General features: G+C 72.8%; 12 protein-coding genes and 1 tRNA gene. 8 read left to right on the top strand and 5 right to left on the bottom strand.

The genetic code is table 11. The features are described from left to right. Positions 1–38: 38 nt before the first annotated feature. The 3 genes from ACFVS6_RS09965 to ACFVS6_RS09955 form a co-directional block, all read right to left on the bottom strand. Positions 39–965 carry a formylglycine-generating enzyme family protein gene (locus ACFVS6_RS09965; protein ID WP_389702330.1) on the bottom strand — a complete coding sequence of 309 codons (927 nt, stop codon included), beginning with the start codon at positions 963–965 and terminating at the stop codon, positions 39–41. 194 nt (positions 966–1,159) lie between these two features. Next, on the bottom strand, positions 1,160–2,578 hold the full coding sequence (locus ACFVS6_RS09960; protein WP_389702328.1) for a sulfatase: 1,419 nt from the start codon (positions 2,576–2,578) through the stop codon (positions 1,160–1,162). A gap of 236 nt (positions 2,579–2,814) precedes the next feature. After that, a complete protein-coding gene (locus ACFVS6_RS09955; protein ID WP_389702326.1) occupies positions 2,815–3,351 on the bottom strand; it encodes a hypothetical protein in 537 nt (178 codons plus the stop codon). Between the two features lie 544 nt (positions 3,352–3,895). On the opposite strand from ACFVS6_RS09955, the gene ACFVS6_RS09950 reads away from it, so the two are divergent. Beyond that, positions 3,896–5,623 (top strand): endo-1,3-alpha-glucanase family glycosylhydrolase, encoded by a 1,728-nt coding sequence (locus tag ACFVS6_RS09950; protein ID WP_389702325.1) that lies wholly within the window; start codon positions 3,896–3,898, stop codon positions 5,621–5,623. A gap of 147 nt (positions 5,624–5,770) precedes the next feature. After that, positions 5,771–6,919: an aminotransferase class V-fold PLP-dependent enzyme gene (locus ACFVS6_RS09945; RefSeq protein WP_389702323.1), complete on the top strand. Its 1,149-nt coding sequence runs from the start codon at positions 5,771–5,773 to the stop codon at positions 6,917–6,919. On the opposite strand, the gene cobF is transcribed toward ACFVS6_RS09945, so the two are convergent. Further along, positions 6,906–7,658 carry a precorrin-6A synthase (deacetylating) gene (cobF, locus tag ACFVS6_RS09940; RefSeq protein WP_389702321.1) on the bottom strand — a complete coding sequence of 251 codons (753 nt, stop codon included), beginning with the start codon at positions 7,656–7,658 and terminating at the stop codon, positions 6,906–6,908. The genes ACFVS6_RS09945 and cobF overlap by 14 nt on opposite strands. Positions 7,659–7,676: 18 nt before the next feature. Here cobF and ACFVS6_RS09935 point away from each other — a divergent pair, with 18 nt between their 5' ends. The 4 genes from ACFVS6_RS09935 to ACFVS6_RS09920 are packed head-to-tail and all read left to right on the top strand — an operon-like array spanning position 7,677 to position 10,961. Continuing rightward, the gene (locus ACFVS6_RS09935) at positions 7,677–8,432 is read left to right on the top strand and encodes a (Fe-S)-binding protein (RefSeq protein WP_389702320.1); all 756 of its coding nucleotides are present in this window, start codon (positions 7,677–7,679) and stop codon (positions 8,430–8,432) included. Beyond that, complete coding sequence (locus tag ACFVS6_RS09930) at positions 8,429–9,943, top strand: lactate utilization protein B (protein ID WP_389702318.1); 1,515 nt, start codon at positions 8,429–8,431, stop codon at positions 9,941–9,943. The genes ACFVS6_RS09935 and ACFVS6_RS09930 overlap by 4 nt, the downstream gene beginning before the upstream one ends. Then, entirely contained in the window at positions 9,940–10,560 is a 621-nt protein-coding gene (locus tag ACFVS6_RS09925) for a lactate utilization protein C (protein WP_389702316.1), read from the top strand. Before ACFVS6_RS09930 ends, ACFVS6_RS09925 begins: the two co-directional genes overlap by 4 nt. Before the next feature lie 5 nt (positions 10,561–10,565). Beyond that, on the top strand, positions 10,566–10,961 hold the full coding sequence (locus tag ACFVS6_RS09920; protein WP_389702314.1) for a VOC family protein: 396 nt from the start codon (positions 10,566–10,568) through the stop codon (positions 10,959–10,961). Here ACFVS6_RS09920 and ACFVS6_RS09915 read toward each other — a convergent pair. Further along, the gene (locus ACFVS6_RS09915) at positions 10,938–11,417 is read right to left on the bottom strand and encodes a DUF309 domain-containing protein (protein WP_389702313.1); all 480 of its coding nucleotides are present in this window, start codon (positions 11,415–11,417) and stop codon (positions 10,938–10,940) included. The two genes, ACFVS6_RS09920 and ACFVS6_RS09915, sit on opposite strands and share 24 nt — an antisense overlap. A 109-nt stretch (positions 11,418–11,526) precedes the next feature. Between ACFVS6_RS09915 and ACFVS6_RS09910 the strand changes: the two genes are divergently transcribed. Together ACFVS6_RS09910 and ACFVS6_RS09905 are read left to right on the top strand one after the other, a co-directional pair. After that, positions 11,527–11,600, top strand: a tRNA-Pro gene (locus ACFVS6_RS09910). 327 nt (positions 11,601–11,927) lie between these two features. After that, positions 11,928–13,226: a phosphatase PAP2 family protein gene (locus ACFVS6_RS09905; protein WP_389702506.1), complete on the top strand. Its 1,299-nt coding sequence runs from the start codon at positions 11,928–11,930 to the stop codon at positions 13,224–13,226.

The raw sequence follows: 13,226 nt of genomic DNA, 5'->3' as shown, positions 1-13,226 counted from the left end.
AATCGGTCCGAGGTATCAAGGCACCCCCTACCTGCGACTTAAGCCGTTCGGGAGCCCGCCACCCGGAAGCCGATGTTGCCGGAGGAACTGTCGGGGGTGTTGCGGGTGCGGGCGGCGACCCGGTACCGGTTGCAGTACGAGTCGTGGCACATGTGGGAGCCGCCCCGCATCGACCGCTCCGGGCCCGCCGGAGCGAACCGGTCGGCGCACCACTCCCACACGTTGCCGACCGTGTTGTAGAGCCCGTACCCGTTGGGCCGGAAGGACTTGGCCGGCGCGGTGCCCGCGTAGCCGTCCGCCCGGGTGTTGTGCCGGGGGAAGTCGCCGTTCCAGATGTTGCACATGTACCGGCCGTCCGGGCGGAGTTCGTCACCCCAGGGGTAGCGGCGCCGCTCCAGACCACCGCGCGCCGCGTACTCCCACTCGGTCTCCGTGGGCAGCCGGGTCCCCGACCAGGCGCAGTACGCCTGCGCGTCGTTCCAGGACACGTGCACGACGGGGTGCTCCTGGCGGGCGGCGAAGGAGGTGCCGGGCCCTTCCGGGCGGCGCCAGTCGGCTCCGGACACCGCCCGCCACCAGGGCGTTCCCGCCACCGCCGGGGAGAGCGCCGCGAGTTCGGCGTCGAGGAAACCGGCGAAGACGAAGCTGAAGCCGAAGGACTCGGCTTCCGTGACGTGCCCGGTGGCCTTCACGAACGAGGCGAACTGCGCGTTGGTGACGGTGGTCGGGGCGATGCGGAACGCCCCGACCACCGCCTCCCGGACGGGTCCCTCGCCGTCTGCGGCGAAGCCGTCCGGGTCCTCGGCACCCATCAGGAAGCGCCCTCCGGGGAGGTCGACGAGACCGCGCGCGGCCCGCCCGGCCGCCGGGTCCGCGAGCGGCCGCGGCCGCGACGGGGCGGTGACGGCGGCGGTGACGGCGGCGGTGGCTTCCCGGACGGGGGTGCAGCAGGGTTTCGGCGTCATGCGGAGGTCTCTCCTGAAGGATTCATGCGGGTGCACGCGTGTTCACGCGGTCGGGTTCGGGTGCGGCGGATCCGGGCGCCCCACCCGGTCCGAGCCGGAGCCGGGCGTCGCGCGGTGGCCGGACACCGGTGACTCCCGACACCGACGCCCGACACCGACGCCCGACACCGACTCCCGACAACCGGCGCCAGGCGTCAGGCGGCGCGGTCCGCGGCCAGCCGGGCCGCCAGGGCCGGTATTCCGAGGGCCTGTTCCTGCTGCGGAGTGGCCTGGTGCAGCAGGTTCCGCAGCTGGTGGGGGTCGGCGGCCAGGTCGTAGTACTCGCGGAAGGTGACCTGCCCCGTGCCGGACACGGCGCCGGTGGCGTCGGTGTGCAGGTCGTAGTACTCGGTGTACTGCTTGTCCTTGGCCACGTACGAGGCCCAGGTCTTCGGCCCGGTCCCGCCCGTGCCCTGCTTCCACCACTGGACCAGCAGGTGGTCGCGGGAGGCGTTGCCGAGCAGGGACTGGCCGTCCTGCCCGGCGGGCCGCGGGACACCTGCGGCGTCGAGGAGGGTCGGCGCGATGTCGATGTTGGCGACGATCCGGCCGTCGGTGGTTCCGGAGCCGAGCCCGCCGGCCGGCCAGGACAGGTAGAACGGCACCTCGTGGGCGGGGGAGTAGGGCACGGACTTCTTCAGCCAGCCGTGGTCGGCCCACGTGTAGCCGTTGTCACCGGTGAAGACGACGAGCGTGTTCTCCAACTGACCCGTCGAGGCCAGCCGGGCACGGATCGCCTCGACGGCGTCGTCCACGGACAGCAGGCTGCGCAGCTGGCGCGTGCGCAGCTCCCGCGCGTCGTCGAGGGTGCCCGTGGCGTCGCGGATGTACGCCGGCTTGTCGGAGCGGTCCGCCTCCGGGACGGAGGGGCGGCCGTTCCAGGCGGGCACGGGCGTCTCGGCGTACTTGGGCGCCGGGACGTTCGGCGCGTGGGAGGCGTACGGGGTCACGTACGCGAACCAGGGCCGGTTGTCGGTGGCCGCCTTGTCGATGAAGTCCAGGGTCCGGTTCTTGATGATGTTGGTGGTGTAGCCGTCGATCCGCCGCACGGTTCCGTCGACGTTCCAGCGGGCGTCGTTGTAACCGGGCTGGAGCAGCGCCCACTCCTCGAAGTGCGGCGGATTGTCCTCCAGCGCCCAGGAGTTGAGGTACTTGCCGAACAGCCCGGTGCGGTAACCGGCCTGCTTCAGGTGGCGCTGCACGGTCGTGGACTGGTCGAGGCTGTGCGAGGCCGCGTTGTTGCGGACGCCGTGGTGGTGCGCGTGCTTGCCGGAGAACACGGACGAGCGCGAGGGCGCGCACAGCGGGGTCGCCGAGTGGCCGTGGGTGAAGGTGACGCCCTGGCCGCCGAGCCAGGCGATGGTCTTCGGGAGCGCCCACTCGGTGTGCTTGGGATGGTCGTCGGTGACGATCAGCAGGATGTTCGGCCGGGCGGCCGACGTCCCGGAACCGGTCGGCGCGGCCTGCGCGAGGCCGGCCGGAGCCGCCGCGGAGGCGGCGACGGCGGCGGCTCCGGCGAGGAAGCCGCGCCGGCCGACCGCGCCGGCGCGGGGCGTGCTGGGGTGCTCGCTCACGAGGGTCTCCTGTACGTGCGGGGCGGGATGACGTACGTACCGGGGCTCGGGGCAGGCCGAAGCCGCGCCGAAACCCGCAGGTCAGACCCTAGGAGTCGAGGTCGCCGCACTCAATGGACCCCGCATGTCGGTGCCGTGGCAGTGCTGTGGCGGCAGTGTGGCGCGGGTGTACCGCGCGGGTGAACGCCGTCGCCGGCAGGGTGAACGCCTTGGCCGGCGGGTGGACGCGGTTCCCGTCAGAGCCGGTGCACCCGGCCCTGGCCGACGGCGAGCGGCTGACGACCGGCGGCCAGCACCCGCAGTCCCGGTGCGACGTCGAGCAGTGCGCGGAGCCACACCAGGGTCCGCGGGGCCAGCCGGTCGCAGTCGTCCAGCACGAGGAGCATGTCCCGTTCCGCGAGCCACGAGGTGGCGTTCGCCGTGCCGCACGGCAGGAAGGGCATCCCGGGCAGGCAACCCAGCGCGTCCACGAGTTCGCGGACGCTGCCGTCGTGCCGGACGGCGATGACGGCGGTTCCGTCGCAGAAGTTCGAGGCGAGCCTCAGGGCGATGTCCCGGACCAGCAGGCTCCGCGGTTCGCGGAACCGTCCCGTGACGGTGAGGACCCGGCCCCGGCGCACGGCGGTGAGCAGGACGGACAGCTCGGTGGACGTGGCAGGCAGCAGTGTTCCGGCGGATCCGGCCATGCCGGACGCCCTGGATTCCCCCATCGGCACGATGCCCCCCATTGCATGCGTGACCAGGTGCGGCCACAGGGATGCTTCGAGCCGCATGTCGACGATTATGCGCCAATTCCATTGCATCACCAGGGGAATGTCGCATTCCGTCGAAGGTGTGTGCGGAAGCCCGTGCGCGGGCGGTGCCCGGCTCGCTGCACGGGTCGGTGGACGGTTCCGCGTTCCCGACCGCCACGACGCGCTCCGGATTCCGTACGTGCCTCCGGTCGGCCTGATGGTGGAGCACCCGTAGACGGCCCCTCGACGGGTCCGGGGACACCGTCCGGCCGGCTCCCTCCGTAGGTCCGGACCACCGGCCGGACCACCCGTGGGAGCGCCGCCCCCACCGGCCGGCCGGCAGCGGTGCAAAGCGTTGCGGACGCGTGCGCGCGACCCCGCCCGGGCGCCACCGCTCGGGCGCGCCAAGGCCGCCGGAGCCGGGCGTGCATGAGCCCCGGCAAAGCGGTCGGCGTAGTTCCCGTGGTCCCGGTGACGTACGTACGGAGCCCGGGCTTCCGGGGAACGGTTGTCCGGACGACGGGAATCGGCTCTACTGCTGTGCAGCCCCGTCGGCGGGGCATATTCCAGGGAGGGGCCCACCATGAGAGCGGACCGGCGAGCGGACCGGCGCACGGACGGGCGGGCACGACCCTTAGGGCACCGGCGGCGCCGCGGCCGGCGGGGCCTCAAGGCCCTCCTCGCCCTGCTGCTGTCCGCCTTCTTCCTGGTCGGCGTCTGCGCCGCCACCGGCATCGCCTGGGACCCCTTCGCGGCGGGCGCCACCGAGCGGAACGCGGCGCCCGACATCAACGTGCCCTGGTCCACCGGGCCCGACGGTCCGGCCGGCCCCGATGCCTCCGCCACGCCCGAGCCCGAGCGCACCGAACCCCGCGACGACGCCGCCGCGGGCGCCACACCGTCCGCCGGTACCGGGGGACGGGCCGACGGGACGGGCGCGCGTCCCCCCGGCGCCCTCCCCTTCGACCTGCCGCGGCCCGCCGCACTGCGCACGGGCGCCGCGGGCCGCAAGCTGGTGTTCGCCCACTACTTCACCCCGTACCCGCTCTCCCTGGACAACGCGAGCGCCGACGGCGACTACTACACGCGCAACTACCTGAACCCGGACGGCGAGAGCGGCAAGCACGAGCGCTACGGTGGCCTGCTCCGCGACCGCCCGCTGCCCGTCCAACCCAAGGAGGGCGACTGGGAACTGGCCAACCTCCGGCAGGAAGTGCGCACCGCCCGGGACGCCGGCATCGACGGGTTCACCCTCGACATGCTCTCCCTGAGCGGAAAGAACTGGGAGCGGTCCAACCTCCTGATGGAGGCGGCCCGTTCGGTGGACCCCGGCTTCAAGATCATGCTGATGCCGGACATGACCTCGCTGAAGACGGACGACCCCGCCGTGCTCGCCGACGCCGTCGCGGCCCTCGGCAAGTCACCCGCCGCGCACCGCCTCGGGGACGGCCGGCTGGTCGTGTCCCCGTTCAAGGCCGAGGCCAAGGACGTGGGCTGGTGGACCAGGTTCATCGAAACCCTCCGCGCCAAGCACGGCGTCCGTACCGCCTTCGTCCCGCTCTTCCTCGACTTCGGCGCGCACAACGGTGAGTTCGCCCCCATCAGCTACGGCTTCTCCGAGTGGGGCAGCCGCTCGTACGTCGGCCAGGAGAGCTCCAGCCGGGACGTGGACCGCGCCCACGACCTGGGCAAGATCTGGATGCAGCCCGTGTCGGTGCAGGACGCCCGCCCCAACCAGGGCATCTACGACGAGGCCGGCAACACGGCGACCCTGCGATCCACCTGGACCCACGCCATCGACGACGGCGCCGACTGGGTCCAGCTGACCACCTGGAACGACTACTCCGAAGGCAGCCAGTTCGCCCCGTCCCTGCACAACGGCCACACCTACCTGGACCTGACCTCGTACTACCTGACCCGGTTCAAGACGGGCAGTTGGCCCCAGGTCGTCAGGGACACCCTGTACCTCACCTCCCGCACCCAGTTCGCCTCCGCCGACCCGAGCGGCGACCAGTCGCTGGTGATGAACCTGCGCAAGGGCAGCGCCGCCCCTCGGGACACGGTGGAGGTGCTCAGCTTCCTGAAGGACGCGGCGACGGTCCGGACCTCCGTCGGCTCCGCCCGCGACGAGCACCAAGCACCGGCCGGCGTCCACTCCGAGCTGCTCCCGCTGAAGCCGGGCACCAGTTCGGCGGAGGTCGTCCGCGGTGGCCGGGCCGTGACGGAGGTCGATCTGCCCTACCCGGTCGAGCACAAGGTGGAGGTCCAGGACCTCCAGTACTACGCGGCGACCAGCGGCCGGGGATCGTAGCCCGGCCGTCCGGTGGGGGCGCCGCGGCCGTCCGGCCGGGGCGCCCCGGGCCACTTTGCCGGTATTGGCCTTTCGCGGGCGGGCGGATCCCCTGCATGATCCGGATGCCGCGCACGCCGTGCGCGCCGCACCCGACCGGAGGTACCCGTGACCGAGCCGTCCGCCCCGCCCGCCTTCCCCGACGGCCCGGCCCTCTTCCGACTGGACCCGGCCGTCGCCCACCTCAACCACGGCTCGTACGGCGCGGTCCCGATCCCCGTGCTGGACGCCCAGGAGGCCCTGCGCGCCGAGGCCCACGCCGACCCCGACACGTTCTTCGCCTCCGTCCCCGACCGGTTGGACGCGGCCCGGGCCCGGATCGCGGCGCACCTCGGGGCGGACCCCGCGGGCATCGCCTTCATCTCCAACGCCACCGAGGGCGCGAACCTCGCCCTCGACGCGATCCCGCTCGCCGACGGCGACGAGGTCCTGGTCACGGACCACGGCTACGGCACCGTCGTCGCGGCCGCCGCGCGACGGGCCCGCGTCACCACCGTGGCCCTGGATCCGTTCCTGCCCGACGAGGACGCCGTGCGCGAGGCGGTACTCGCCGCTCTGACGCCCCGCACCAAGGTGGCTCTGCTCGACCACGTCAGCTCGCCCACCGCCCGGCTGATCGCCGGCCCCCGGCTCCTCGCCGACCTCGCCGCCCGCGGCGTCACCACCGTCGTCGACGGCGCCCACACGCCCGGCATGCTGGCCCGGCCGATCGCCTCCGGCGCCGACTTCTGGTTCGGGAACCTCCACAAGTGGGGGTACGCCCCCTCGGGCAGCGCCGTCCTCGCCGTCGCGCCCGCCCACCGCTCCCGGGTCCGGTCCCTCACCCCGTCCTGGGAGGACCACCGGGGCTTCCCGCTGTCCGTCGAGTACCGAGCCACCGTCGACTACACGGGTTGGCTCGCCGCCCCCGAGGGCCTCGACCTCCTGGAGCGGCTCGGCGCGGCCGGCGTACGAGCCCACAACCACGCCCTGGCCGCCTACGGGGCCGGGCTCCTCGCCGAGGTTCCCGGGCTCACCCCGCTGCCGTGGACCGAGGGCCTCCCGCTGCGTTCGCTTCTGCTGCCGCCCGGCACCGCCGAGACCCAGGACGACGCCCGCGCGATGCGGGAGGAACTCGCCGCCAAGCTCCGTACGCGCGTCCTGATCTGGGCCCGGCCGGGCGGCGGCGGCATGCGCGTCTGCGGCCAGATCTACAACCGCGCCGAGGAGTACGAACGCCTCGCGGCGGCGCTGCCCGCCTACCTCAGGGGCGCCTGAGCAGGTAGGTGTCCATGATCCAACCCTTGCGGGCGCGGGCCTCGGTCCGCAGTTCCTCGATCCGCCCGGCCACCTCGGCCAGCTTCCCCGAGACCAGGATCTCGTCCGGGGTTCCGACGTAGGCACCCCAATAGATGAACAGGTCCTGGTCGAGGTGGGCCGTGAAGGCGTGCCGGGCGTCCAGCATCACCACCACGTCGTCGACGTCCTGCGGCCAGCCCTCCGCCAGCCGGCGGCCCGTGGTGATCTGCACCGGCCGCCCGACCCGGTTCAGGTTCGTCCGGTGCCGGGCCAGCAGCGCCGACACGCTGCTGATGCCGGGCACCACCTCGTGGTCGAACGTCACCCGCCCGTGCTCCAGCACCTCGTCGAGGATCGCGAGGGTGGAGTCGTAGAGCGAGGGGTCGCCCCACACGAGGAACGCCCCCGTCTCACCCTCCGCGAGGTCCTCGGCGACGAACCGCTCGAAGATCTCGGCCCGCGCGCTGCGCCAGCCGTCCACGGTCGGGGTGTAGTCGGAGGGGGTCCGGTCGCGGTCCGGATCGCGACCCTCGACGAGCCGGTGCCCCGGACGGGCGTGCGCGTCGAGCATGGCCCGCCGCAGCCCCGTCAGGTCCGACTTCTCCTCCCCCTTCTCCAGGATGAGGAACGCGTCCGCCGCGCCGATCGCCCTGACCGCCTGGAGGGTCAGGTGGTCCGGGTCGCCCGCGCCGATGCCGATCACTGAGAACTTCTTCACGCGGCTATTCTGCCCGTCATGCGTGTCGCCCTGTTCGTCACCTGCGTCAACGACGCGTTGTACCCCCGGACCGGCATCGCCGTCGTCCGTCTCCTGGAGCGCCTCGGCGTCGAGGTGGACTTCCCCGCGGCCCAGAGCTGCTGCGGCCAACCGCAGTACAACACCGGCCATCGACGGGAGAGCGAACCGCTCCTGCGCCGTACGGCCGAGGCCTTCGCAGGCCACCGGTACGTGGTCACCCCCTCCGGTTCCTGCGCCGCGATGATCCGCGAGCACTACCCGCGCATCGGCCGCGAGGCGGCCCGGGAGGGCCGGGGAAGCGCCCTGGCGGAACTCGCCGCCGGTCTCGTACCGCACGTGTACGAGCTCACCGAGTTCCTCGTGGACGTCCTCGGCGTCACCGACGTCGGCGCCCACTTCCCGCACACCGTCACCTACCACCCCTCCTGCCACGGCCTGCGGACCCTCGGCCTGGGCGAGCGCCCCCGCCGGCTGCTGGCCGCCGTCAAGGGCCTGGAACTCGTCGAACTGCCCGGCGCCGAGGAATGCTGCGGCTTCGGCGGCACCTTCGCCGTCAAGAACGCGGACGTCTCCGCCGCCATGGGCGCCGACAAGATCCGCAACGCCCGCTCCACCGGCGCCGAGGTGCTCTGCGGCGCCGACAATTCCTGCCTCGCCCACCTCGAAGGCACCCTCCGCCGCGCCGGAGCCCCCCTGCGCGCCCTGCACCTGGCCGAGATCCTGGCCTCGACCGAGGAGGAACCGCTGCGATGACCCGCCCCCCGGCCACCCACCTCGGCATGCCCGCCTTCCCCGCCTTCCCCGCCTTCCCCGCGGCCGCCCGCGAAGCCGTACGGGACGAGGTGCTGCGCGGCAACCTCCGGCACGCCACCCACACCATCCGCGACAAACGCGCCCGCGCCGTCGCCGAACTGTCCGACTGGGACCGGCTGCGTGCCGCGGGGAAGGCCGTCAAGGACCACACCCTGCGCCGGCTCGACCAGTACCTGCTGCAACTGGAGGCCGCCGTCACCGCCGCGGGCGGCACCGTCCACTGGGCCGTCGACGCCGACGAGGCGAACCGGATCGTGACCGACCTCGTCCTGGCCACCGGCGAACGGGAGGTCGTCAAGGTCAAGTCGATGGCCACCCAGGAGATCGGCCTCAACGAGGCCCTGGAGGCCGCCGGGATCGCCGCCTACGAGACGGACCTCGCCGAACTCATCGTCCAGCTCGGCCACGACCGGCCCTCCCACATCCTGGTCCCCGCCATCCACCGGAACCGGGGCGAGATCCGTGACGTCTTCCGCACCGAGATGGGCCGTTGGGGCCGTCCGGCACCGCCGGACCTCGGTGACGACCCGCGCGAACTCGCCGAGGCCGCCCGCCTGCACCTGCGCGAGAAGTTCCTGCGCGCCAAGGTGGCCGTCTCCGGGGCCAACTTCATGGTCGCCGAGACGGGGACGATGGTCGTCCTCGAATCCGAGGGGAACGGCCGCATGTGCCTCACCCTCCCCGAGACCCTGATCTCGGTCGTCGGCATCGAGAAGGTGGTCCCCACCTTCCGCGACCTGGAGATCTTCCTCCAGACCCTGCCGCGCTCCTCGACCGCCGAACGCATGAACCCGTACACGACCATGTGGACCGGAACGGGGCCGTCCAACGGCGCCGACGGCGACGGCCCCTCCGCCTTCCACCTCGTCCTCCTCGACAACGGACGCACCGACACCCTCGCCGACGAAACCGGCCGCCAGGCCCTGCGCTGCATCCGCTGCTCCGCCTGCCTCAACGTCTGTCCGGTCTACGAACGCGCCGGCGGCCACGCCTACGGATCCGTCTACCCCGGCCCGATCGGCGCCATCCTCAGCCCCCAGCTCCGCGGCACCGGCAGCGACATCGACGCGAGCCTGCCCTACGCCTCCACCCTGTGCGGCGCCTGCTACGAGGTCTGCCCGGTCGCCATCGACATCCCCGAGGTCCTCGTCCACCTCCGTGAACGCGTCGCCCAGGGCGGCCCCGTCACCCGCGACGGCGTCCGCGTACGGATCCGCCCCGTCCGCGGCCACACCGCCGAACGCGCCGCCCTGCGCGCGGCCCGCCTCCTGCTCGACCGCCCGGGCGCCCTGCGCGCGGCGGAGCGGCTGCTGTCCCGGGCCCGCCGGCTGCGCCCGCGCCGACTCCCCGGACCGGGCCGCGCCTGGACCGACACCCGTGACCTGCCCGACATCCCCGCGGAGTCCTTCCGCGACTGGTGGACCCGAGAACGGGAGACCCCGCGACCGTGAGCAGCAAGGACCGCATCCTCGCCCGCATCCGTCGGGCCGCCTCCGGCCCCGACCCGGACGTCCCCCGGGACTACCTCCGCGTCCACGGCGCCCGCACCCCCGCCGAGACCGCCGACCTGCTCGCCGCGAACCTCACCGAGTACCGGGCGACGGTCCACCGCACCGACGAGGACGGCCTGCCGCCGCTCCTGGCGCGCCTGCTGTCCCGGCACGACAGCGTCCTCGTACCGCCCGCCCTGCCCCCGCACTGGCTGTCCGTCGCAGGTCCCACCCGCATTCACGACCGGGCGGCGTCCACCGCGCACGAACTGGACCGGGTCGCGGGCGTGGTCACCGGCTGCGCCCTCGCCATAGCCGAGACGGGCACGATCGTCCTCGACGGGGGCCCCGACCAGGGCCGGCGCCGCATCAGCCTGATCCCCGACCACCACGTCTGCGTCGTCCGTGTCCCGGACCAGGTCGTCGACTCCGTCCCGCAGGCCCTCGAACGGCTCGACCCCACCCGTCCGCTGACCTGGATCTCCGGGCCCTCCGCCACCAGCGACATCGAACTCGACCGGGTGGAGGGCGTGCACGGCCCCCGCACCCTGGACGTCGTCCTCCTCGGCGCACAATAGGGCCCATGCCCTCGCACATCGCCCTCACCGCCCTCGTGGTCCACGACTACGACGAGGCCATCGACTTCTACACCCGCGCCCTCGGCTTCGACCTGGCCGAGGACACCGCACGTCCCGACGGCTCCCGCTGGGTCGTCGTCCGCCCGCCGGGCGCCGAGGAGAGCGCCCTCCTGCTGGCCCGCGCCAAGGACGACGCCCAGCGCTCCCGCGTCGGGGACCAGACCGGCGGCCGCGTCGGCTTCTTCCTGTACACCGACGACTTCGCGCGCGACCACGCCCGGATGACAGGCGAGGGCGTCCGCTTCCTGGAGGAACCGCGACACGAGGCGTACGGTTCCGTCGCGGTCTTCGAGGACCTCTACGGCAACCGCTGGGACCTACTGCAGCCCGCCACCGCGTAGCCGCGGGGCCTCCCGCGCGGCGTCCACGACGGCCCCGCCGTCGACCCGGTGGGCCAACTCCCCGGCCCACCGGACCAGCCCCGGCAGGTCCAGTCCGTGCGTCGGCGTCACCCCGTCGAGCGAGGCCGCGCCCCGTCGCAGCAGTCGGGCCCCGCCGAGCGCGTTCCCCCGGGCCGCGTGCGTCAGCCCCACCGCCAGCTGCGCCAGCCCCCGCCACAAGGGCGCCGCGTCGGGGGGACCCGACTTCCAGGCGTCCTCGAACACCTCGTGCGCGTGGAACGGCATCCCGGCGTCCAACAGCCGCTGGGCCTCCGCGACCGTCCCCGCGGGGGAGCGCACCACCCCCTCCGGCTGGCGTTGGACGCCGGCAGCCCCGTAGGGCAGCGGCCGCCCCAGTCCGTCCCTCGGCCGCGCGCTGCGCGCCCGTCCCTCACCGTCCCGGTCCCTTGCGTTCACCCGGCCATCCTCCACCTCGCCGATTACCCGTGCACGCACACCCCTCAGCGTGGGGTAATGTTCTGCATGTGCCCGCCGCACGGGGGAAAACCCCAGGTGGAAGGCACAACGGGACGTGGCGCAGCTTGGTAGCGCACTTGACTGGGGGTCAAGGGGTCGCAGGTTCAAATCCTGTCGTCCCGACAGTGCATGAAGCACGTCGGAGGTCGTTCTCCCGCTTACGGGAGGGCGGCCTTTCGTGCGTTACGGCGACGTTGCAGGCGGCCCGTCCGGGCAACGCCGACCGGCCGGTGACCCGTCGGGTTCGCGCCAACCACCTCAGCCGCAGGCCGTTCCTCGCACCCACGAGCGAGGCGACACGGTCGCTCCGTTAACATGTTCGAGCCAACGGTAGGTGGCAGGCATGTTGACATGAGACAAAGCGGCTGGAAATTGATATCTAAGGTGTCGCGACTTCTCTCGCGAACAGAAAGCGGCACCGACCCCGCTGCATGGCGTCGGCCGCAGGTCCTGCTGTGGGCCACCGTGGGCGTGGTGGGCCTCGGGTTCCTCGTGGCCCTGGAGATCGCCGCCCGCGGGTACGGCAAGCCCGGACCGATCACCGTCCAGTGGCGCGAGCTGATCGTCGCACCCCAGTCGGGAACGGTGCTGTACGCCAGCATGACGCTGATGCTGGTGGTGCTGACCTGGCGGCAGCGGTTCATCGCCGTCGGGGCCGCGATCGGCATCGACCTCGTGTTCTGGCTCGTGCGGTGGATCGTCGGCGCCCAGATGATGTTCGGCAGCGGTGCGCTGTGGGTGACCCTCGGCTGCGCCGTCATCGCCGTCACGCGCCGCACCGGCCGTGAACGCCGGCTGCTGCTCATGGGCGTCGGACTGGCCCTGCTGCTCGTGACCGGCCGCAAGACCGGCTACACCTGGCTGCTGATCACCTCGAAGACCCGTCCGATGGTGCTCGACCAGTACGTGGCGACCGCCGACCAGGCGCTGGGCAACCCCTCGTGGGTCGTGGGCCGGATCGTCGAGGCCACCGGCACGGTCGGCGCTCACGTCCTCGAATGGGTCTACATCCAGCTCGCGGTGGGCGCGGTCATCGTCGCGCTGTACCAGCTGCGCAACGTGGCGACCGAGCGCCGCTTCCCCAGCCACCACTTGGTGCGCACGTTCCTGGTCATCGGCCTGCTCGGACCCGGCATCTACATGATCTTCCCGGTCGTCGGGCCGATCTTCGCGTACGGCGCCGACGGCGAGCAGTGGGCCCTCGCCAACCTGTGGCCCCACACGGCGCCGCCCATCGGCGTGCCCGTCCCGATGCCGTTCGACGAGTTCACCCCGCGCAACTGCATGCCCAGTCTGCACACGGCGTGGGCCACCGCGATCTTCATCCACTCCCGCAAGGGCCCGCGGGCCCTGCGCTACCTGGGCACCTTCTGGCTCGTCGCCACCCTCGGCGCGACGCTCGGGTTCGGCTACCACTACGGCGCCGACATCATCTCCGGGATCGTGTTCACGCTCACGATCGAGGCGGGCCTGCGGGCGCAGGCCCGTGGCTGGGACCGGTCGGCCACCCGGGTCGTCGTCCACGGCACGGTCGTGTTCGTCGCGATGCTGGCGTCGTACCGCTACCTGCCGGTCCGGATGGCCGAGCTCCCGTGGCTGTTCGGCCCGCTGCTCGTCCTCGCGACCGCGTCGGTGATCCTCGTCTACGTGCGGACCACCCGGCGTTGGGACCGTGAGGCGGCCTCGGCCGTCGCCACCGTACGCGTGCCGGAACAGCGCCGCGAGCAGCAGCCCGAGCTCGTCGTCTGA

It is taken from the genome of Streptomyces sp. NPDC057939 (assembly GCF_042887545.1).
In the GTDB taxonomy this organism is placed as follows: domain Bacteria; phylum Actinomycetota; class Actinomycetes; order Streptomycetales; family Streptomycetaceae; genus Streptomyces.
Note: the sequence above shows the minus strand (reverse complement) of the source record. Positions and strands in the feature narration are given on the sequence as shown.